Raw genomic sequence first — 21,587 nt, 5'->3', positions numbered from 1 at the left:
CCGGACTCGGGAGTCGGTCCTGTACCGGACTGGCCATGAGGGCCGACGCCGTACCGGACCCGGGCGCCCGTCCCGTACCTGACCGGACATGGGGGCCGCCCCCGTACCTGGCCGGACCCGGGAGCCGACCCCGTACCTGGCCGGACCCGGGGTCTCAGCCGCCGCGGGTGCCCTGCTGGCGCAGCGCTGCCACCCGGCGGTACAGCTCCACCGCCTCCGCGCCGCGGCCGAGCTGTTCCAGGCAGTGCGCCTCGTCGTTGCGGCTGGCCAGCGCGTCCGGATGGGCCGGGCCCAGCACCCGGTCGCGGGTCTCCGCGACCTGGCGGTAGACGGCCAGGGCCTCGCCCCAGCGGGCCAGCCAGCCGAGACCGACCGCGATCTCCCGGCGGCTGACCAGCGTGTCGGGGTGGTCGGGACCCAGCACCCGCTCGCGCAGCGCGCAGACCTCGCGGGACTCCGTGAGCGCCTCCCCCCAGCGGGCCAGCCTGCCCAGATTGACGCCGTAGCCGTGCCGGGCCCGCAGGGTCTCGGGATGCTGCGAGCCATGGACGCGGGTCCGGTCCGCGACGAGCGCCCGGTACAGCTCCAGCGCCTCCGCGCTGCGGCCGAGCCGGCCAAGACCGATCCCGACCTCGTAGCGCGCGGCGAGGGTGTCGGGATGGTCGGGGCCGAGCGCGCGGGCGCGGGCCGCGGCCACCTCGTGGTACGCGCTGAGCGCCTCCGGCCAGCGGCCCAGCAGCCCGAGCGTGTACGCCACCTCGTACCGGGTGACCAGGGTGTCGGGATGGCCCGCGCCGAGCACCCGGGCGCGGGCTTCGGCGACCTCGCGGGCCAGCCGGCAGGCGTCTTCGAGCCGGCCGAGCCTGCTGAGGTTGTACGCCAGGTTGTGGCGGCAGCGCAGCGTGTCCGGATGGTCGGGCCCCATCGTGCGCTCGCGGGAGGCGAGCACCGCCGTGAACACCTCGTGCGCCTCGAAGTGCCGGCCGAGCTGCCCGAGGACGTACGCCATCTCCTGGCGCGCGGTGAGTGTGTCGGGGTGGTCGGGACCCAGGGCGCGCTCACGGCCCTCCACGACCCGTGCGAATTCCCGCAGCGCGTCGGCCGTACGGCCGGTCCTGCTGAGCGTGAACCCGACTTCGTACCGGCTCCGGAGGGTGTCCGGATGGTCCGGGCCGAGGGCGTGCTCGCGCTCGGCGGCCACCGCGCGGTGCACCTCGCCCGCCTCCTCCCAGCGGCCCAGCCGGCCCAGGCTGAGCCCGGCGTTGTGCCTGCTGGCGAGGACGGCGAGCTGTTCGGGCGACGGGGTGGGCCGCGCGGGGCGCGGATAGGAGAGGCCGGTGGCCAGGCGCGGGTCGACGGGGGCGGTCCACTCGCCGGTCAGGCCCGCGGTGTGGTCGGGCGGTGTCTGCCGGAGCAGGGACATCCCGGTCGCCTTGTGCCCGGTGGTCATCCCCCGTGTCCAGGACGGCAGCCGGGGCCCGTCCGGCGGCGGTCCCGGCCGGCCGGCCGCACCGGGGTGCGGCACGGGGTAGGCGTACGGGCCGGTCCCGGGGCCCGGACCGGGCGCGGGGAGTGCCGAGCGCGCGCCGGTGATCCTGCGCCGCAGATCCGCCGCGTCGGCGGGCCGTTCCTCGGGCACCTTGGCCAGCAGATCGAGCACGATCCGGTCGAGGAAGCCGGGCAGTTCCGCCCGATGCCCGCTGGGCGGTTCGGGGACGGTGTCCCGGTGCCCGACCAGCACCGCCCAGGCGTCGTCCAGGTCGAACGGCGGGGAGCCGGTGGCGATCTCGTACAGCACGCAGCCCAGCGAGTAGAGATCGCTGCGGTGGTCGACATGGCCGCCGCCGATCTGCTCGGGCGACATGTAGTGCGGGGTGCCCATGGCGATGCCCGTACCGGTGAGCCGGGAGGTGAATCCGATGTCGTGGCCGAGACGCGCGATTCCGAAGTCGCAGATCTTCACCGTGCCGTCGGTGAGCCGCATGATGTTGGCGGGCTTCAAATCCCGGTGGATGATGCCCTGTTGATGGGTGTACGCGAGGGCGTCCGCGATTTGTTCAGCGATGTCGACGATATCGGGCACCGGGAGCGGCCGCTGTTCGTTGTCCTCAAGGAGTTGGCTCAGGTTGCGGCCTTCCAGCAGTTCCATGACCAGGTAGAGGACACCTTCGTACTCTCCGAAGTCATGAACGACCGTCACCCCGCGGTGCTGGAGGGCCGCAGCTACCCGTGCCTCGCGGCGGAAGCGCTCCCGCATGATCCGGGTGAACGACGAGTCCTGCTGGGGGCCCAGCGGCTTGAGGCACTTGACCGCGACCCGCCGCCCGAGCGACTCGTCGCGCGCCCGCCACACCTCGCCCATGCCCCCGCGCCCGATCTGTTCGAGCAGCCGGTAGCGGCCCTGGATCAGCCTGGTCTCCCCCATCGCGTGCTGTCGCCCCCGTCACCTCGCTGCGCCCTCCCCGGCCCGTCCAGTATGGCCGTCCCGTCCGGGAGTGTGTACGGGGTGGGACGGGTGTCGGCGCCCAGGCGGGCCATTGCCCGCAGAATGTGCCGGGGCGGGAGCTGCCACCGCACCCGTGCGGGGATGCGGCGCAGCAGGCTCCCGGCCGTGGTGAGCCGCCGGGTCACGGTCTCCGGCGCGGGGGCCGGTCTGCCGTACAGCGCGTGGGCGAAGGGCGGCAGTGCCTGGTACGCGAGCGAGGCCACTTGCCGCCAGAACAGTTCGCGCGCCGGGGCGAGCAGCGGATGGACGGGCGGCCTGCGGAGAAAGGCGTCCACGTCCCGGGCCTCGGGTCCGCACTCCAGTTCCGGGAGCACCCCGGCGAAGTAGCGGGCCAGCCCGGCGACGGTGTCCGGGACCAGGGCCGGGTCGAGGCCGACCAGCCGGGCGCCCTCGCGGTGTTCCGCCACATAGCGGTCGGCCTGCGCGTCGGTGAGGGGGATGCCGGAGCGGCGCAGGACCTGGAGGTACGAGTCGACCTCGGCACAGTGCACCCAGAGCAGCAGCGCGGGCTCGTCGACGCCGTACCGCTCGCCGGTCGCCGGGTCGGTGGCCGTGAGATGCCGGTGGATACGGCGGACCCGGGCGCCGGCCCGCTCGGCGGCCTCGGTGGTCCCGTAGCTGATGGTGCCGACGAAGTGGGCGGTACGGCGGAGCCGGCCCCAGGCGTCGTTCCTGAAGTCGCTGTTCTGCGTGACGCCCCGCATGGCGCGGGGGTGAAGCGCCTGGAGATAGAGCGCCCTGATTCCGGCGATCCACATCATGGGGTCGCTGTGGAGCTGCCAGGTGACGGACCCGGGGCCGAAGAGCCCGGGGTCGGCGGAGGGGGCGCGCGATGTGCCGGGGCCGTGCCGGCCCGCCGTACCCGGTGCGCCGGGGTACGGTCCGGCCCCGGCCGGGCGGTCGGGCCCACCCCCGGCACCCTGCCCGTCGCACGGCCCGCGGTCGACGCGGTCGTCCATGTAATTGCCCCTCCCCGCCGTGCACCCGGCTCCGTACCGTCGCGCCGCCGGGGCGGTACGGCCAGGCTAGGACATGCCCTGGCGCCGTACGTTTCCGGCCCGGCTCCGGTCCCGGCACAGGACGCGCGGACGTGCGCCCCGCGTAGCACGATGGCTGCATGATGCTGGCACCGCTCGCCCGTGTCTCCCGGGAGGTCGCGCAGACCTCGGCGCGGTCCCGGAAGATCGCCCTGCTGGCCGGAGTGTTCCGTACGGCCGGGCCCGAGGACGTGCCCATCGTCATCCCGTATCTGGCCGGACGGCTGCCCCAGGGCCGGATCGGCGTGGGATGGAACGCTCTCAAGGACCCGCCCCCGCCCGCGGACCGCGCCACCCTCACCGTGCACGGCGTCAATGACACCTTCACCGCCCTGGCGGCCGTCGCGGGCCCCGGATCGCAGCGCGAGCGGCGGCGGCTGGTCCAGGGGCTGCTCGCCGCGGCCACCGAGGACGAGCAGCGCTTCCTGATCGGGCTGGTCTCCGGCGAACTGCGGCAGGGCGCGCTGGACGCGCTCGCCGTCGAGGCGCTCGCGGAGACCTCGGGCGCCGCGCCCGCGGTGGTGCGCCGTGCGGTGATGCTGGCGGGCTCGCTGCAACAGGTCGCGCAGCGGCTGCTGGCCGAAGGGCCCCATGTGCTGGAGGAGTTCCTGCTGACGGTGGGCCGTCCCGTACTGCCGATGCTCGCGCAGACCGCCGCCGGTGTCACCGAGGCCATCGGGCGGCTCGGGGACTGCGCCGTCGAGGAGAAGCTGGACGGCATCCGGGTGCAGGTGCACCGGGAGGGTCCGGCGGTCCGGATCTTCACGCGCACGCTCGACGACATCACGGACCGGCTGCCGGAGGTGACGGCGGCGGCGCTCGCGCTGGACGGCGACCGGTTCGTCCTGGACGGCGAGGTGATCGCGCTGGACGAGCGGGGCAGACCGCGGCCGTTCCAGGAGATCGCGGGGCGGGTGGGTTCCCGTACCGACGTACGGTCCGCGGCGGTGGCGGTGCCGCTCTCACCGGTCTTCTTCGATGTCCTCGCGGCGGACGGCGAGGATCTGCTCGATCTGCCGGCCGCCGAGCGGCACGCCGCGCTGGTACGGCTCGTCCCGGAACCGATGCGGGTACGGCGGCTCGTCGTGTCCGCGGCGTCCGGGGCCATGGGCGCGGCGGAGGCCGAGGAGTTCCTGCGGATCACCCTGGACCGGGGGCACGAGGGCGTGGTGGTCAAGGGGCTCGACACCCCGTACAGCGCGGGCCGCCGGGGCGCGGGCTGGCTGAAGGTGAAGCCGGTGCACACCCTGGACCTGGTGGTGCTGGCCGCCGAGTGGGGCCATGGCCGGCGCACCGGCAGGCTCTCCAATCTGCATCTGGGCGCCCGGCGCGAGGACGGCTCGTTCGTGATGCTGGGCAAGACCTTCAAGGGGCTGACGGACGCGATGCTGGAGTGGCAGACCGGGCGCCTCGGGGAGCTGGCGGTACGGGACGACGGCTTCACCGTCACCGTACGGCCCGAGCTGGTGGTCGAGATCGCGTACGACGGGCTCCAGCGGTCGTCCCGCTATCCGGCCGGTGTGACACTGCGCTTCGCCCGGGTGATCCGCTACCGGGAGGACAAACCGGCGGCGGAGGCGGACACCGTGGGGACGGTACTAGGTCATGTCTGACACATCGCGTCTGGCTCGCGACGCCTGGCACGCACGCTCGCCGCGTTGTCGGGATCATCCAAGTACGTCCAGTACGAGGATGACCCTCCGCCTTGCGATCGCACGCACCAGCCGCCGCGAGCCCCGCCCTGCGGGCGGACGACGCTATGTGACAGACACGACCTGGCAGCCCACGGCCGGGGCGCCGAGGAGCGGACCTGAGGCGCCCCGGCCGTGGGTGTGGGGACGGGGAGTGGTCGGTGGTGGTACGGAGGGGTCCCGGGCCGGCGTCCCTTCCGGCCCGGGACCCGGTGGCTCTACTGGGCCGCGCCGCGCGCGACGACCGACTGCAGTACCGGCTTCAGCCCGTGCCAGTCGGCCGAGATCAGGCTCGCGTTGCGCTGGGCGAGAAGGGCCAGCCGGTCGCGGGCCTGCTGCTCGGTGGGGTTGGTGCCGTCGATGGCGGGCGGCACGTTGTGCGCGTCCGTCATCAGCACGAAGTAGTTGCGCTGCGCGTACCAGGAGGTGTCGATGCTGCCGCCGGTGAAGGCGGAGGCGTCACCGTCGAAGAACACGAACCAGGGGCGGATGGAGGCGTCCGCGTACCGGGTGCGTGGGTCGCCGGCCGCGGCGTTGTGCACGGCGGGGAAGGCGGACGCCTCGCGCAGCCGGCCCGCCGCCTTGAGGTCACGCAGATAGGTGGCGTACTCGCGGTCGGTCCACAGCGTGTCGAACGGGTTCTGCTCCTCGACCGTGCCGGGGATGAGTTCGACGATGAACTTGCCCGCGAGCTGAGCGCGGGTGGGCCAGGCGCCGGCCTGGGCCGCCTGGTCGAGGTCGCTGTGGCCGCCGACCAGATCGGCGGGGCGGTACAGCGCGTCACCGAGCTTGCTGGTGAGCAGGGCGTCGAGGGCGGCGGGGCCACGGCCCGCGGTGCCCAGGAAGCCGTCCTTGAGTTCGAGCTTGAGGACGATGGGGCGGTGGCCCGGGTTGGCGTCGTGCCAGACCTTGATGTCTGCGAGGCAGCCGGCCAGATCGCGGTTCTGCGCCTTGTTGCGCAGCTCGCCGACGTTGGCGGCGTTCACGCAGTTGTTGTCATTGCCCAGCGGGTTGCTGTGCGAGACACGCCAGGAGGCGCCGAACACATTGGTCCACAGGTCCAGTTCGAGCATTCCGGCGCCGGAGTCCAGGGCGTCCGCGAAGTAGGGGAAGGTGGACTTCTCGTACGCGTTGTGGACACCGACCCCAGTGGCGGCGGGGAACGGGAGCCGGCCGGTGTCGGCAGCACTGGCCGGAGTGGTGACGAAAGCGAGTACGGCCACGGCGCCGGCGGCGATCGTGGTGCGAAGAAGCTTTGCCATATCCCTTGTTCCTCCCGCTGAGCATGTCTTGGGCATGTCAACCGAGAGGGAGCGTAGGGGAATTCAGTGACCAGCGGGAGGACGCGAGCTTACGGTTGCGCAGGCCACGGAGGGCGGCAAAGAGCGCGCCCCGACCACTCATTGGCGGCGGGGCGCGGGCTCGGGAAGGGTGCGCAAGGCTCGGCGGGGGGGCGCAGGGCTCGGTGGGATGCGCGGCGCGTGGTGGGGGGCGCGGGGCGGGGTCGTACGGCTGCGCCCCGCGGAGCGGGGCATGACGGAGGTACGGGGATCAGGGCCGGTGATGCCAGGGTCCTGCCCGGGTGGGCGGGGCCCTGGGGCAGGGGCAACGGTGGTCTGCGGCTCCTCCCAAGTCCTGCCCGGGTGGGCGGGGCCCTGGGGGTGCGCTACGGAAGCTGCTCCTCGATGGCCGCGCGGCCCCGCTCGGCCAGCCGGCGCCTGGCCCACTCGATGTTCTCCGGGGTGAGATCACGGCCCGAGGCCAGGGCGAGATCCTCCGCGGTCACCTCGTCACCGGCGGTGTGCAGCAGCCGGTCCGGGGTGATGCCCTCGTGCCCCTCCGGCCGCGCAGCGGACTCTGCGTTCATGCCGCCTCCTCGTTCGTCCGGTGTGAGGCCATTCTCGTTCCCGCCCGCGCCCACCGCATCCCCGGTGCCCCGTGGGCGCCGGCCGGAGACGGTCTAGACCGTGTCCGGTGCACGGCGGGCCGGGCGGCGGCCGAGCAGTTCCGCCAGGCCGCGCCGGGTGGCCGCCACGACGACCCGGTCCCGGGGGTGCAGCACATAACCGGGGTGCAGATCCCAGACCAGACCCGCCGGCCGGCGGTCCTCGCGGTCGAGCCGGGTGTCCGCGAGATCGGGCACCCGGTCCCCCGGTTCCGCCGTGTCCAGCGCGATGATCCGCCAGGCGCCCGGCCGGAACACCTCGGCGACCGTACGCCCTTCGAGCCGTGGATGGCCCGCCACATCGATGGCCGCGACCAGCAGCACCTTGCGCTCCACCGGGATGGCGCCCAGGATCTGACGCCCCATCATGGCGATGGCGAAGGCGGGAGCGGCCAGGGTGGACACACTGCGGCTGCGGGTGAGCGCCTCGGGGTGGGCGGCGCGCAGCGTGCGGTAGACCGCGGTCGCGAAGTCGTCGTCGTACACCCTGAGCGCCACCCGCAGGCCGGGCGCGAGGGAGCGTGCGGAGAGCGCGGCTTCGAGATTGGTGGTGTCCACGCTGGTCAGCGCGAGCAGGGCGTGCGCCCGCTGGATCTTGGCCTGCTCCAGCACGCCCTCCTGGGTCACATCGCCCAGGACGACCGGCACCCGCAGCCCGCGGGCGAGCGCGATGCCGCGCGCCTCGGGGTCCTCCTCCACGCACACCACCGGGATGCGCAGTTCCCGCAGCCGGACCAGCACCCGGCTGCCGATCTTGCCGAGGCCGAGCAGCACCACATGCCCGGAGATACCGCGCGGCGGACGGCGCAGCGCGGATGCCGTACGGAAGGTGCCGAGGGCTTCCAGCACCGCCGCGATCACCACCGGCAGCAGCAGAAGTCCCGTGGCGCCGGAGAGGAGTTGCAGGATCTGACGGGGCGCCGGCTCGCCCTCGGCGGGGTCGCCTATGGCGAACAGGTCGAGCAGGGTGAGATACGTCGCGCGCAGCAGATGGACCCCGGTGAAGATCCACGAGCACATGGCCAGCACCAGTACGGCCAGCACGATCCCGGCGAAGGACCAGCGCAGCCGGCGGGAGAACAGCGAGCCCAGCGGCGCCCCGCGCCCGCCGAGCCGGCGCGCGGGCAGATCGGGGCCCGCGTGGGTCACGGCCTCCAGGACCACCATGCCCCGTCCGGTGGCGGCGGCGGCGCTGGCGTCGTCGGGCAGCAGCCGGGGGCCTTCCTGCCCGCTGTTGTCCGAACCCTCCGCGCCCGCCGGGTCGTTGGTGGTGGCCGACAGCAGGGCGAGGGTGCAGAGCCCCGGATCGGCGACCTCGCCGGGGCCCGGCGGGGTGCGCTCCACGGCCCGGAGCAGCAGTCCGTCGGCCCTGACGACCTTGCTGGTGCCCGCGACGGCGGTGGCGGCCAGCGCGGGCGCCGCGGTGTCGGCGTCCGAGAGGACCGTGGTGGAGGCGTCGAGGGCCGCAGCGTCGATCCCAGGGATGGCGACGGCGGCGGCCTGGTCGAGCAGCGCCTCCAGATGCTGGCCGAGCTTGCGGTTGTACAGCCGGATGACCAGGCGCAGTTGGGGATTGAGGCGGCGGGCGGCGAGCGCGGCGCGGATATTGATCCCGTCGTCGTCATGGACGAGGGCGAGCGCCGCGGCTTCCCGTACCCCCGCCTCCACGAGGACGTCCTCGTCGGGTGCCTGCGCCTCGATGACCCGTGGCCCCTCGGCCCGCCCGATGCCGTCCCCCGCGGGCTGCGCCCCGGCCGTACGGTTCACCGCCGCCGACATCCGCCCGATGAGGGCTGAGGCCCTGCCGCGCGCCACGAGCGGGGCGGGCGGAAGGTGGCCGCGGGCGGGCGGGACGACGAGCGTGACCTGCTCGCCGTACACGTCACGCAGCTCGCCCGCGAGCCGCTGGGCCAGGGTGTCGTCGCCGCAGACGATCATATGGCCCGTGGGAATGCCGAGTTGCACCTGGTGAGGAAGTGAGGTCACACGAACAGTGTGGAGGGCACGGGAATTCGGGGCCACCGCGGGGGCGCGCGGTGACCCCGATGTGACCCGTCGTCAGCTCTTGACCGAGTAGGAGTGCGCTCCCACTCCGGCCAGCGCGCCCTTGTCGACGATCAGGTACTCGTCACGCTGCGGAGTGCCCGCGAAGAAGTTCTCCAGGATCTCCCGGGTCCCCGCCGCGTACCGAGCCTGCGCCGAGAGCGAGGAGCCGGAGATGTGCGGGGTCATCCCGTGGTGCGGCATGGTCCGCCAGGGGTGGTCGGCGGGCGCCGGCTGCGGGTACCACACGTCGCCCGCGTACCCGGCGAGCTGTCCGCTGCGCAGCGCGCGGTCGATCGCGTCACGGTCGGCGATCTTGGCGCGGGCGGTGTTGATGAGGTACGCGCCGCGCTTCATGGTGGCGATCAGCTCGTCGCCGAAGAGGCCCTCCGTCTCGGGGTGGAGGGGCGCGTTGATGGTGACCACGTCGCAGTGCGGGACCATCGCGGCGGCGCTCTCGTGCCAGGTGAGCCCCAGCTCCTGCTCCACGGACTCGGGCAGCCGGTGCCGGTCGGTGTAGTGCAGCCCGACGTCGAAGGGCGCGAGACGGCGCAGCACGGCGAGGCCGATACGCCCTGCGGCCACCGTGCCGACCTGCATGCCCTCCAGGTCGTACGAGCGCGAGACGCAGTCGGCGATGTTCCAGCCGCCGTCCAGGACCCACTTGTACGAGGGCAGATAGTTGCGTACGAGCGACAGCGTCATCATCACCACGTGCTCGGCGACGCTGATGCTGTTGCAGTACGTGACCTCGGCGACCGTGATGCCCTTGGCGATGGCGGCGTCGAGGTCGACGTGGTCGGAGCCGATGCCCGCCGTGACGGCCAGCTTGAGGTTCTTGGCCTTGGCGATCCGCTCGGCCGTCAGGTAGGCGGGCCAGAACGGCTGGGAGATGACGACATCGGCGTCGACCAGTTCCTGGTCGAAGACCGAACCCTCCCGGTCCTTGTCCGAGGTGACGACCAGCGTGTGGCCCTGGGACTCCAGGTAGGAGCGCAGACCCAGTTCACCGGAGACACTGCCCAGCAGATGGCCGGGGGTGAAGTCGATGCCCTGGGGCGTGGGGGTGGTCTGCCCGCCGGGGTAGTGGTCGATCTTCGGGAGGTCGTCCCGGGCGTAGGTCTTGGGGTATCCGTCGACCGGGTCGTCGTACAGCACGCACAGCACCTTTGCCATGACTGCGGCTCCTCATCGATTGCTGCGGGAAGGTGCTTTCCACCCTGCTCCGAGCCGCGACCATGGTCAAAATGAACGTTTCTATGTCGGGATAGAGACCGGCTATCCCGACGCCGTACCGGTGCCGTCCCGAGGCTGGTCCGTCGCTGCCACGGTGCCGTCCAGGCGCTGTTCCGGCAGGTCGGCGGGGTGCAGATAGGTGTCGAGAAGGTCGTCGAGCGCCTCTCGTACGCCCGCTTCCCTGGCGATCTCCAGCAGGGCCCTGGCCAGTACGGGTTCCGGGCTGCGGTCGGCGATGACCAGGCCGACCCGGGGGCCGTGCGACGGGTGCTCCAGCGGCATCACCCGCATCCCGTCCGGGACGCCGAACATATGGAGCCAGGCGTGCGAGATCACACTGGACCAGCGCCCGGCGGCGAGATGCGCGTACAGACCGGCGACCGAGTCGGTCTCTATCGCGGGGGCGACCGCGGCCACCCCGTCGGCGGCGAAGTACTCGTCCATGATCAGACGGTTGCGCATCTGCGGCGAGAGCAGGCAGAGCGGCAGATCGGCGATCTGCGCCCAGCGGGCGGTCCGCTGGCCCTGCATCGGCCCGCCGGCCGGGGTCAGCAGCAGATAGCGCTCCTCGTACAGCGGTGTCTTGCGCACCTGGCCGAGGCTCTCGTCGTCCAGATAGGTGAGCGCGATGTCCAGCTCGAATTCGGCCAGGCGCTGGGTGATGTCCCGCGAGGGAAGCGAGTCGAGCGAGACCCGTGCCCGAGGGTGGCGTTCCACGAACGGTGTGGTGAGCAGCGAGGCCGCGGTGAGCGCGGTGGGAATGGCGCCCAGCCGCAGCGTGCCGGCCAGACCGCCGCGCATCGCGGACAGTTCATGGCGCAGGGCGTCGCGTTCGGCGAGGATACGGTGCGCCCACAGCAGTACGCGCTCGCCCTCGGGGGTCAGCCCCTCGAAGCGGCGGCCCCGGCGCACGATGGGCACGTCCAGCTCGTGTTCGAGCTTGCGGATCGCCGCGGAGAGGGACGGCTGGGACACATAGCAGGCCGCCGCGGCGCGGGCGAAGTGCCGTTCCCTGGCCAGTGCGACCAGGTACTCCAACTGACGCAGCAACATCGCTCGCTCCCTGCTCTCCGGTACGGCCCTCGCACGGCTGGCACCGCGCACACCGCACATACAGCTCACCTGGGGTCTGTCGGCTCACATCGCGACGAGCGTCACCTCGGTCGCCTTGACACTGGTCCACACCGACGAGCCCTCGGCCAGGCCGAGTTCTGCCGCGGCCTCGGGCGTGATCTCCGCGACCAGGTCCGGTGCCTCGTCCGAGGTGATCAGAACACGCAGACGGCTGCCGAGGGCGGTGATCTCCCGTACCGTTCCCGTCCAGACGTTACGGGGGCTGCCGCCGGGCCGGTCGCGGTGCACGGAGACGGCCTCCGGGGCGATGACGGCGAGCGCGCCCGTACCGTCGGCCGGGGATTCACCGTCGGCGGCCGGGGCGACGACCAGCCGCCCGCCCCCGCTCAGTTCGAGCCCACCGGGACCGTAGGTGCCCGGCCAGGCGTTGCGGCCGAGCATCCTGGCCACCCAGGGCGAGCGAGGATGGCGGGTCACCTCGGTGGGCGGCGCGTCCTGGAGGGCGAGCCCTTCGTCGAGTACGAGGATCCGGTCGGCCAGCGAGAGGGCCTCGACCGGATCATGGGTGACGATCAGACAGACTCCGCCGAAGCTGTCGAGATGGCCGCGCAGGGTGTGCCGTACGCGCGCGCGGGTGGTCTGGTCGAGCGCGGCCAGGGGCTCGTCCAGGAGCAGCAGCCGGGGCCGGGCGGCCAGCGCGCGGGCCAGCGCGACCCGCTGGGCCTGTCCGCCGGAGAGCTGATGCGGTCGGCGGTGGGCGAGAGGGCCGACGCCGAGCAGGTCGAGCCACCGCTGAGCGGTACGGCGGGCCTCGGCCCGGCGCACGCCCTGGGCGCGCAGACCGTACGCGGTGTTGGCGAGCGCGCTGAGATGCGGGAAGAGTGCGCCGTCCTGGGGGACCCAGGCGACCCCGCGCCGGTGCGGCGGCAGGGCGGTGACATCCAGATCGCCGAGGCGCAGTTCGGCGTGGGCACGCGGGGTGAGCCCGAGGAGGGCGCGCAGCAGGGTGGTCTTGCCGGCGCCGTTGGGGCCGACGACGGCGATGGTGGTGCCGGGCTCGGCGTCCAGGGTGAGCCGGTTGAAGCCGCTGACCTCGGCGTGCAGCCCGCAGGGCTCGGGCAGCGCGGGTATGCCGGCGAGGGACGGGCCAGCAGGCGGCGCCTTCGTACCGGCCGTACCGGTCGCGTCCACCGTGCCCGGCGTGCCCGCGGTGTCGGCCTTGGCGCCTGTGTCGGCGGTGTCGTTGTCGGCGGCGGGTTCCGGCCGGGGCGCACGGTCCACGGCGGCGCCCGGGGTCCAGCGCCCGCGCAGGGCGATCAGCACGCCCATGGCGATGGCGAGCAGCAGCAGCGACACGGAGGTCGCGGCCTCCGGCGAGTCCTGGAGCAGCAGATAGACCTGGAGCGGCAGGGTCTGGGTGGTGCCGGGGAGATTGCCCGCGAAGGTGATCGTGGCGCCGAACTCACCGAGCGCACGGGCCCAGGTCAGCGCGGCGCCCGCGGCGAGCCCGGGAGCCACCATCGGCAGGGTGACGGTGAGGAACACCCGGAGCGGCGGCGCGCCCAGGGAGGCGGCGGTCTCCTCGTACGCGGGGCGCAGCCCGGCGAGAGTGCCTTCGAGGCTGATGATCAGGAACGGCATCGCGACAAAGGTCGAGGCGACCACGGCGCCCGAGGTGTGGAACGGCAGGGTGAGCCCGAATGTCTCCTCCAGCCAGGGCCCCAGCAGCCCGCGCCGGCCGAAGCCCAGCAGCAGCGCGACACCGCCGACGGTGGGCGGCAGCACCATCGGCAGCAGGACCAGGGTGCGCACCAGCACCTTGCCGGGGAACGGCACCCGGGCCAGCAGCCAGGCCAGCGGCACCCCCAGCACCAGGGACAGCCCGAGCGAGCAGAAGGAGACCAGCAGCGACAGTTTGAGCGCCTGGACGACCTCCGGGCTGGTGAGATGCGTACCGATGTCAGCCCAGGAGGTACGGGCCAGGATCCCGATCAGCGGCAGCAGCAGAAACGCGATCGCGAGCAGCGCGGGCACCGCGAGTGCGAGGGGGGTACCGGTGCTGCGGGTGCGTGAGCGGCTCATCGGGTTCCTGGGCTGGGGGCTGCGGTGATGCGGGGGCGGTGCGGTGGTACGGGCCGGCGGTACGGGCACCGCGGATGAAGAACAGGCTTGCCCGGTCCTACGTCCCGGACAAGCCCTGGAACACGGCGAGAACGTTCGTACGGCTCGTATAGCTCGTATGGCTCGTATAGCTCGTTGTGGAGCGTCTCCGTACGACACGCGTACGACACGTGCCCGCGGCCAGCGCCTGCGCGGATGGCCGCTCGTACCGCGGGCAGCGGTTTTCGTGCCGCGCGCCGCGGTTACGGCTGCTGGAAGCCCGCGTCCTGGAGGATCTTCTGCGCCTCGGGACCGCTGAGCCAGCTCACGAACGCCGCGGCCGCCTCACTGTGCTCCGACGTCTTGAGCGTGGCGGCCGGGTACTCCGCGACGGCGTTCTGCGCGTCGGGGATCTCCACCGCGTCGACCTTGTCGGGCGCGGTCTGGGCATCGGTCTTGTAGACGATGCCCGCGTCGGCCTCGCCCAGCTCGACCTTGCTCAGTACAGCGCGGACGTTCGGCTCCTCGGAGACCGGCTTCACCGTGATGCTCTGCGCGTCGAGCACCTGCCTGCTGTAGCGGCCCACCGGCACGTCGGGCGCGGCCAGCACGACCTTCAGCTTCGGGTCGGCGAGGTCCTTGAGGTTCGCGATCCCCTCCGGGTTGCCGTCGGCGGTGGCGATGACCAGCCGGTTCTTCGCGATGACCGTCGGGGTGCCGGTGTCGGCCTCCAGTCCGTCCATGGTCTTGGTGTCGGCGGTGACGAGCGCGTCGGCCGGGGCACCCTGCTCGACCTGGGCGGCCAGTTCCTGCGAGCCGGCGAAGGAGAAGGTCACCTTCGTGCCGGGGTGTGCCTTCTCGTAGGCGGCGCCCGCGGTCTTGAAGACATCGGTCAGCGAGGCGGCGGCGAGCACCGTGAGGTCCGCCTCGGGGACCTCGCTCGCCGAGGCGGAGGCCGTGGACTCCTTCTTGGAGTCGGCCGTGCTGTCGTCGCTGCCGCACGCGGCCAGCAGCGGTGCGAGCAGGGCCGCGGCGGTGAGAGCGGCGGCGCGGCGGCGGGTGAGGGCGAAGGACATGGGTGGACTCCTTGGCGTTACGGACCGGAACAGGCCCGTGAGCGGACGGTGACAGGAGCGCCGGGGACGGACGACGCCGGGTGGTGCCGGAGAACGAACAGCCGGAGAGCGAGCCGCCCGCCGGCGCGGGGCCCGCGGCGGTCGGCTCGGATTTCAGGTGCGGTCGGGCTCAGATGCGATCGATCGGGTTCAGGCGCGATCGGTCAGGTGCGGTCGGGTCAGGTGCGGTCGATGTGCACGCTGGTGGCCTTCACACGGGCCGTGGCCTGCATGCCGACCTCCAACCCCAGTTCCTCGACGGCCTCGCGGGTGAGCAGCGAGACCAGCCGGTGCGGCCCCGCCTGGATCTCCACCTGCGCCGCGACATCCCCGAGCTTCACGGCGGTGACGATGCCCGGGAACGCGTTGCGGGCGGAGGTGTACGGGACGTCGTCCTCGCCGCCGCCCTGAGCGGCCTCGACCGAGAACGCGGCGAGCGCGCGGCCTTCGATGAGACGACGCCCGCCTTCGTCGCGGTGGGTCGCGACCCGGCCGCCGTCGGCCCAGCGGCGGACGGTGTCGGGGCTCACCCCGAGAAGACGGGCCGCCTGACCGATTGTGTAGGACTGCATGTGCGACAAGATATGCGTGATCAGCTCGCATTTACAATGTCGGAACTGCTCTACGGGCCGCTTCTGCGGCTCAGCGTTTGACGGCCCGCAGGATGACGAACTTCGGATCACTCGTGACCGTCTCGCAGTTGCCGAAAAGCCGCCGCAGCTTGATGTGGTAGCCGAGATGCCGGTTCGCCACGACCCACAGTTCGCCCCCCGGCCGCAGCGCCGCGCGTGACCCGGTGAACATGCGCCAGGCCGTCGCGTCGGTCGTCGCCTGGTGGGAGTGGAACGGCGGATTGTTCAGCACCAGGTCGACGGTCCCCGGCGGTGTCTCCGCGAGCCCGTCGCCGAGCAGGAACTCCGCCGGGGCGGCGGCGTCGACGTTCTTGCGGAAGGTCGCCTCGGCCGAGGCGAGCGCGGAGAACGACTCGTCGATGAAGGTCACCCGGGCCGCCGGGTTGTCCAGCGCCGCCGCCGTACCGATCACACCGTTGCCGCAGCCGAGGTCGACCACATGTTCCGGGCCGTTCCGGTGCGGGAGGTTGCGCAGCAGGAAGCGCGTACCGATGTCGAGCCGTTCCGCGCAGAAGATCCCCGCGTGATTGACGACGGTACGGCCCGACACGGCGCCGAGTCCCTCCGGCAGCGCGTAACTGTGCGGCCATGGGCTGGGGGCCGGCGTCCGGTCCGGCGCGGGCACGCAGAAGATCAGCCGCGCCTTCCGCTCGGCGAGCGAGGTCCTGGTCGGGCCGAGGATGCGCTCGAACAGTTTCAGGGTGGAGGTGTGGATCTCGGTGACCCGTCCCGTACCGATGACCACGGTGCCCGGGTGCACCGCCGGGGCGAGCCGGTGGAGCTGGTCCTCCAGCAGGGCGAGGCTCTTGGGGACCCGGACCAGCAGGACGTCGATCCGTTCCGGCGGGGTGTCCCTGACGGACCTGAGCCGTACCGCGCCCGGGTCGGCGCCGCCGCGCCGGAGATTGGCGCGGGTCGCCCGCTGGGTGAGATACGAGTCGGTGATCTGGACGAGCGGGTCCGCGCTGTACTGGTCGAGCCGGTGGGCGGCGAGGGCGGTGGTCAGGGCGCCCCACCGGTCCCCGAGGACGACCACGGTGCCCGAGAGGTCGACCGGCCGGCCGACCGGACCCCGCTGCGTCCCGTCCTCCGCACCGGACGCCGGCCCCACACCGGACGTCGGCCCCGCTCCCGCCGCCGGCCCGCTGTCGGTTCCGGTCCCCGCGAGATGCCGCAGCAGATATTCGTCGGCGGTGTCCCAGGCGCGGAGGGGGTCACGGGGCTGCTCGGGGAAACGCGTGAGGCCGAACTCGCCCCAGGCTGTCGTCAAACGGTTCATCGTGCCTTCAGGCTAACCGCCCTGTGGAGGACCGTACGCCACAAGGATCATGCGGGTGCCTGCGGAAACGTACCTCCGCGGGTCTCCCGCCGAGTCCTCCGTCTCTCCGCCGAGAGCCGCCACCGAGGTGACGATGCGTCAGCAAACTGCCGGGCACGGCCCTGAGAAGCCACCGCCTCCAGGCCCCGGAGCCACCCGAATGCCCTCCTCGCCGGGCCGCCCCGCGGCCGGGGCGGAATGCTCGTACCACGTCCCGTCGTCGAACCGCCGCCCGCCACGCGGCGGCCGCTCGCGCTTGCCGCGTTCTGGTCCTGTCCGGTCGACGACCGGGCCCAGCGGCCGTGCCGCGGCCGTCCGACACCGGAGCGAGAGGGGCCGTAGATGACCACCCCCGCCGACCGGGCGGCACAGGGCAGAGCCGCGCGGAAGGAGGCGTCGCGCTCCTCGCACGGGCTGTGGATACCGGCGGCCGACCGGCTCGACCCGCTCACCGTCCTGGCCCGGCAGACCGCCACCCGGGTGCCCGAACTGCTGCCGCTGCGGTACGAGCGGATGGCGGCCTCCCCGTACGCCTTCCTGCGCGGCGCCGCCGCCGTGATGGCCGCCGATCTGGCCACCCAGCCGCGCTCGGGCCTGACCGTGCAGCTCTGCGGGGACGCGCAGTTGCTGAACTTCCGTGCCTTCGCGTCGGCCGAGCGTGCCCTGCACTTCGATCTCGACGACTTCGACGAGACCCATCCGGGCCCGTTCGAATGGGATCTGAAGCGGCTCTCGGCAAGCATCGCGGTCGCCGCCCGCGACAACGGCCAGTCCGTGGACGAGACCCGGCAGGCCGTACGCGCCGCGGCCGAGGCGTACCGCACCTCGATGCACCGGCTGGCCGGTCTCGGCGAACTCGACGTCTGGTACGACCACATCGACCCGGCCGACATCCTCACCCTCGTACGGTCGGGCCGGCGGCAGCAGCATGACGAAAACCGGGACCCCTCGCAGACCCGGCCGCGCACCACACTCCGGGCGCTGGAGGAGCTGACCGACACACCGGACGGGCTGCGCAGGATCACCCCCGACCCTCCCCTGCTGCAACCGGTGGGACGGCTCGACACGGCGATGCTCCGGCGTATCTTCATCGGATACCGGTCCACGCTCCCGGAGGAGCGACGGACCCTGCTCGACCGGTTCCGCTTCGTCGACGCGGCGCACAAGGTGGTGGGGGTCGCGGGTGTCGGACTGCGCTGCCACATCGTCCTGCTGGCCGGGCGCGACACCGACGATCCGCTCCTCCTCCAGATCAAGGAGGCGGAGCGGCCGGTGCTCGAACCCCATCTGCGACCGAGCACCTATGCCCATCAGGGCCACCGGGTGGTGGCGGGACAGCGGCTGCTCCAGGCGGGCAGCGATCTTCTGCTCGGCTGGGTCACCGGGCCGGAGGGCCGTCACTTCTACTGGCGCCAGCTCCGCGACACCAAGGGCTCCACGGCGGTCGAGGACATGTCGCCCTCGCTGCTGCTCGACCACGCGTGGCTGTGCGGCAAGGCGCTGGCCCGCGCGCATGCCCGCTCGGGCGACCGGATCGCCATCGCCCACTACCTCGGCACGTCGGACGTCTTCGACCGGGCCATGGCCGATTTCTCCCTGCGGTACGCGGACCGCAACGCGGCCGACCACGCGGCGCTCGCGGCAGCGGTCACAGCGGGCCGGATCCCGGCCCCGCACCCGGCCCCGGCGTGGCGGCTGTGACACGGTGCGGTGCGACCTGGCTCCGGTACGACCTGACCCGCGCGTCCGGCGTCGCGAGCGGTACCGAAAGGGCGCCGGGTTCGCCGTACTCGCGCGGCACACCCTGTCCGCTCCACTGGTCAGCGGTCGAGGGCGGGGCCCGTCGTGTTGAGAGCCAGGCCCGCGTCCTCGGCCAGGGTCACCGCCACCTGGCGGACCTGGCGGGTGGGGACGAGGCCGGGGCTGGGGCGGAGCATGAAGCGGCCCAGGTACCGGCCGTGGCCGGAGACCCTGATCTCGGTCTCGCCGGCCGGCCAGCCGCGGCCCTCCAGGTCCCAGGGCCGGCCGTCCACCACGACCGTGCCGTCCTGGAGCAGCCGGGCCGGGTGGCCGAGGAGTGTGCCGTACTCGAATCGGCAGCCGCGCAGCCGCAGGATCTCCACGAGATGGCGGCTGACGCGGTCGACGACGGCGTCGGGCGAGCCGGTGGACTGGGCGAGGACGGCGGTGTCATGGATGCGGGCGAGCAGGCCCGCGTCGACCACGGTCAGGACTCGCAGCTTCCGGGCCCGGGCGGCGAGCTGCGATACGGCTAGCCCCACAGCCAGCAGCAGGACGGCCGTCCCGATGTCGTTCGAGTCGTTGATGGTGAAGCGTCCGAAGGGCTGGGTGAGAAAGAAGTCGAACCACGCGGCCGACGAGAGCGCGGCGACCACGCCCGCGACACGGTTGCTGAGGGCGGAGACCGCCACGACGGCCACGACCAGGATCAGCGCGAGATCGGTGCCGGCCAGGTCCGTACGGAACGGCACCAGCAGCGCGGTGACCACCAGGGGCACCGCCAGCGCCGCGACCAGGGCGAACCGGTCGCGCAGCGGATACGTCATGGTTCCACCTCACCGAGCCTCGTATCGGACGCATACCGGGACGGACACCCGGACCGCCCGGTGCGGCCCTCCTGGACAGCCTCCCTCCGCTCTTGCCCGGCGGCACGGCGGGCGGGCGGTCTTGACGCGGTCCTGCCGCCGGACCCGCGGATCGTTTACGCGGCCTTGCCGCCCGTGGCGCCCCGAGTACGGGCGGCGTCCGGGCCTCGACAGGAACGTACGGGCGACGCGCCGGTGGCCTGTCGGCGGACGGCATCGCGCGGTCCTGTGAACCCGCCGTGGCGGCGCCACGGCGCGTGATAGCTCTCCCTGTCATGGATGATCTTGTGACAGAGCGGCTGGTGCTTCATCCGCTGAGCGTTCTGGAGGCCGAGCGGGTCGCGGCGGGTGAGCCGGATCCCGGGGACCGCTGGGCCTCGGGGTACCCCGCCGAAGGCGACATGGTCGGTGCCAGGCGCTATCTGACGACCTGTGCGATCACCGGGGATCCCCGGCCCTTCGGCGCGTACGAGATCCGGCGGCGCGAGGACGGCCGCGCCATCGGCGGGCTCGGATTCCACGGCGCCCCGGACGACGATCTCCGTGTCACGGTCGGCTATGGACTCGTGCCCTCGGCGCACGGCAAGGGCTATGCCTCCGAGGCGCTGCGCGAACTGCTGCGCTTCGCGCGGGCCCGCGGTGTGAGCGCCGTACTGGGCGACACCGACCACGACAACACCGCGTCACAGCGCGTCATGACGGCGGCGGGCATGCGGCTGATCGGGGAGGACGAGCACCTGAAGTACTACCGGATCGGCTGGGCCGACGACCGACGGACCGGGTGATCCCCGCCCGCCGGTCGTCCCGCGCGCCATCGTGCCGTCGGCCTGCGACCGCTAGGGCGTGTTTTCGGAAGTCCCGTCTGCCCCGCGAGGCGTTCCGGGCCCGCGAAGATCCGCCGGACCGAGCTTGGCCCTACCCGCGGCGCTGAGCGGAGCTACCGCGCCGTACGGAACCCCTGTCGGACGACCGGCCGGACGACGGCGAGCGGCCGTTGGGCGACCGGTCGGAGCCGGAGGACGGCCGGTCGGAGGCGGAAGGCGAGCGGTCAGGGGCAGTGTCCGCGGGGCCGCCCTCGTCCTCCCCCTCACCGTCGTACAGGGGCGGCAGTTCGACGGTGTAGCGCGGCTCCAGGAAGATGCCGTGGTGCTGCGGACGCGCGTACTGCGCGGACGCGGCGGAGGGTTCCCGCAGCGGATCGCGGCGGGACGGTGAAGAAGGCATGCACAACCGTTCGGTGAGTCGGGCGGCCGCGCGGCCCAATGCCGATCGACCCGCTGGAGAGGTGTCTACCTCATCCGCCCCCGTCCTGCACAACCGCCGCTCCCCTGCGCGCCTCACGCTCCCCTGCCGCACGCTCCCGCGCCGTCCGCTCCTTCGCCGCCCGCTGCGGCCGCACGGTGTACACGGGGTCCTCCGCGGAGGCGATCCCCGCCGCGAAGATGCCGAACCGGGTACAGGCCGACCCGGCGAGCAGCATGGCGCCGCTGCCGACCGCCACCGTACGGCTGTGCCGGCCGAAGACGGCCGCGCCCGCCGCGCCGGCGGCCGTGAGCACACGGGCGGCGCGCAGAAGCTGTCCCGCACGCCCCTCGCGGTAGGTCTCGGCGACCATGCCCAGGCTGCGCTCGGCGGCCGACATCGCCGACATCTCCCCGGCCGCCGCCAGTACGGCCGCGCACCGGGCGGGCCTGTTCTCCCGGACCGGCGCGAGGACCAGCGCCATCCCGGACGCCGCCGCGGCCGCCGACGCGACGAAGACATACGGGAGTTCACGGTGGGCGCCGTGCCAGGCGGGTACGGCGGTGTCCGCGGCGAGCACCGCCGTGTACGCGGCCACCGCGGGCCCGGTCACGGCCGCCCCGGCGGTAGCGACGGCTCCGGCCCTGGGCAGCCGGCCGGTGACGGCGCAGAACGCGGCGGCGCCCGCGCAGGGCCCGTACCCGGAGAGCAGCCACGAGCCGACGCTCATCGGCGAGGTCGGTTTGAAGACCCGCAGCATGTTGCCGAACCGGCTGGGCCGTCCCAGATCGTTGACGAGCGCGGCGGCGGAGAGCGTGATCGCGGCGAGCGAGGAGATCTTCATCGCCTTCGCGGTCGCCGGGCGCCGGGTGAGTTGCGCGCCCGCGGCCAGGACCGAGCCCGCGCCCGCGAGTCCGCCGAGGAAGAAGTATCCGGCGATGTCGCGGGCCGACCAGCCGGGTGCCTTGATGACGGGCCGTCCGTAGTACGAGTCGAAGTCGGCCCGGGGCACCATCGGCTCCTCGCCGTTCCGCTTGTGCCG

Annotated in this window: 17 protein-coding genes; 3 read left to right on the top strand and 14 right to left on the bottom strand. The window is 73.0% G+C overall.

What is annotated here, in order from left to right; all coding sequences use genetic code 11:
• Positions 1-154: 154 nt before the first annotated feature.
• The gene (locus KQY30_RS34285) at positions 155-2,425 is read right to left on the bottom strand and encodes a serine/threonine-protein kinase (RefSeq protein WP_217310398.1); all 2,271 of its coding nucleotides are present in this window, start codon (positions 2,423-2,425) and stop codon (positions 155-157) included.
• Positions 2,407-3,465, bottom strand: a complete 1,059-nt coding sequence (locus tag KQY30_RS34280) for an oxygenase MpaB family protein (RefSeq protein ID WP_217310397.1) — start codon at positions 3,463-3,465, stop codon at positions 2,407-2,409. The genes KQY30_RS34285 and KQY30_RS34280 overlap by 19 nt, the downstream gene beginning before the upstream one ends.
• Positions 3,466-3,623: 158 nt before the next feature.
• Between KQY30_RS34280 and KQY30_RS34275 the strand changes: the two genes are divergently transcribed.
• Entirely contained in the window at positions 3,624-5,156 is a 1,533-nt protein-coding gene (locus KQY30_RS34275; protein WP_217310396.1) for an ATP-dependent DNA ligase, read from the top strand.
• A gap of 296 nt (positions 5,157-5,452) precedes the next feature.
• Here KQY30_RS34275 and KQY30_RS34270 read toward each other — a convergent pair whose 3' ends face one another.
• The 9 genes from KQY30_RS34270 to KQY30_RS34230 all read right to left on the bottom strand — a co-directional run bounded on the left by KQY30_RS34270 (position 5,453) and on the right by KQY30_RS34230 (position 16,658).
• Positions 5,453-6,496, bottom strand: coding sequence for a phosphatidylinositol-specific phospholipase C domain-containing protein (locus KQY30_RS34270; RefSeq protein ID WP_217310395.1), 1,044 nt, complete (start codon positions 6,494-6,496; stop codon positions 5,453-5,455).
• A gap of 404 nt (positions 6,497-6,900) precedes the next feature.
• Entirely contained in the window at positions 6,901-7,101 is a 201-nt protein-coding gene (locus tag KQY30_RS34265) for a hypothetical protein (RefSeq protein ID WP_217310394.1), read from the bottom strand.
• 93 nt (positions 7,102-7,194) lie between these two features.
• Positions 7,195-9,117 carry an NAD(P)-binding protein gene (locus tag KQY30_RS34260; RefSeq protein ID WP_217311484.1) on the bottom strand — a complete coding sequence of 641 codons (1,923 nt, stop codon included), beginning with the start codon at positions 9,115-9,117 and terminating at the stop codon, positions 7,195-7,197.
• Between the two features lie 120 nt (positions 9,118-9,237).
• Complete coding sequence (locus tag KQY30_RS34255; RefSeq protein WP_217310393.1) at positions 9,238-10,398, bottom strand: NAD-dependent formate dehydrogenase; 1,161 nt, start codon at positions 10,396-10,398, stop codon at positions 9,238-9,240.
• Between the two features lie 102 nt (positions 10,399-10,500).
• Complete coding sequence (locus KQY30_RS34250; protein WP_217310392.1) at positions 10,501-11,511, bottom strand: LysR family transcriptional regulator; 1,011 nt, start codon at positions 11,509-11,511, stop codon at positions 10,501-10,503.
• Between the two features lie 84 nt (positions 11,512-11,595).
• Entirely contained in the window at positions 11,596-13,614 is a 2,019-nt protein-coding gene (locus KQY30_RS34245; protein ID WP_217310391.1) for an ABC transporter permease, read from the bottom strand.
• Between the two features lie 281 nt (positions 13,615-13,895).
• Complete coding sequence (gene modA / locus KQY30_RS34240) at positions 13,896-14,708, bottom strand: molybdate ABC transporter substrate-binding protein (protein ID WP_217310390.1); 813 nt, start codon at positions 14,706-14,708, stop codon at positions 13,896-13,898.
• Positions 14,709-14,926: 218 nt separating this feature from the next.
• The gene (locus tag KQY30_RS34235; RefSeq protein ID WP_217310389.1) at positions 14,927-15,319 is read right to left on the bottom strand and encodes a molybdopterin-binding protein; all 393 of its coding nucleotides are present in this window, start codon (positions 15,317-15,319) and stop codon (positions 14,927-14,929) included.
• Positions 15,320-15,389: 70 nt separating this feature from the next.
• The gene (locus KQY30_RS34230; RefSeq protein WP_217310388.1) at positions 15,390-16,658 is read right to left on the bottom strand and encodes a methyltransferase; all 1,269 of its coding nucleotides are present in this window, start codon (positions 16,656-16,658) and stop codon (positions 15,390-15,392) included.
• A 381-nt stretch (positions 16,659-17,039) separates the two neighbouring features.
• Between KQY30_RS34230 and KQY30_RS34225 the strand changes: the two genes are divergently transcribed.
• A complete protein-coding gene (locus KQY30_RS34225) occupies positions 17,040-18,398 on the top strand; it encodes a DUF2252 domain-containing protein (protein WP_217310387.1) in 1,359 nt (452 codons plus the stop codon).
• A gap of 119 nt (positions 18,399-18,517) precedes the next feature.
• Here the strand turns inward: KQY30_RS34225 and KQY30_RS34220 are convergent, their stop codons facing one another.
• Complete coding sequence (locus tag KQY30_RS34220; RefSeq protein WP_217310386.1) at positions 18,518-19,264, bottom strand: DUF4118 domain-containing protein; 747 nt, start codon at positions 19,262-19,264, stop codon at positions 18,518-18,520.
• 314 nt (positions 19,265-19,578) lie between these two features.
• On the opposite strand from KQY30_RS34220, the gene KQY30_RS34215 reads away from it, so the two are divergent.
• Positions 19,579-20,088: a GNAT family N-acetyltransferase gene (locus KQY30_RS34215; protein ID WP_217310385.1), complete on the top strand. Its 510-nt coding sequence runs from the start codon at positions 19,579-19,581 to the stop codon at positions 20,086-20,088.
• A 130-nt stretch (positions 20,089-20,218) separates the two neighbouring features.
• Here KQY30_RS34215 and KQY30_RS34210 read toward each other — a convergent pair whose 3' ends face one another.
• Together KQY30_RS34210 and nrfD are read right to left on the bottom strand one after the other, a co-directional pair.
• Positions 20,219-20,527: a hypothetical protein gene (locus KQY30_RS34210; RefSeq protein WP_217310384.1), complete on the bottom strand. Its 309-nt coding sequence runs from the start codon at positions 20,525-20,527 to the stop codon at positions 20,219-20,221.
• 70 nt (positions 20,528-20,597) lie between these two features.
• Positions 20,598-21,560, bottom strand: a complete 963-nt coding sequence (gene nrfD / locus KQY30_RS34205; RefSeq protein WP_217311483.1) for an NrfD/PsrC family molybdoenzyme membrane anchor subunit — start codon at positions 21,558-21,560, stop codon at positions 20,598-20,600.
• Positions 21,561-21,587: the final 27 nt, after the last annotated feature.

It is taken from the genome of Streptomyces sp. GMY02 (assembly GCF_019056675.1).
Classification (GTDB): domain Bacteria; phylum Actinomycetota; class Actinomycetes; order Streptomycetales; family Streptomycetaceae; genus Streptomyces; species Streptomyces odonnellii.
This window is presented reverse-complemented; position numbering and strand designations above follow the sequence as displayed.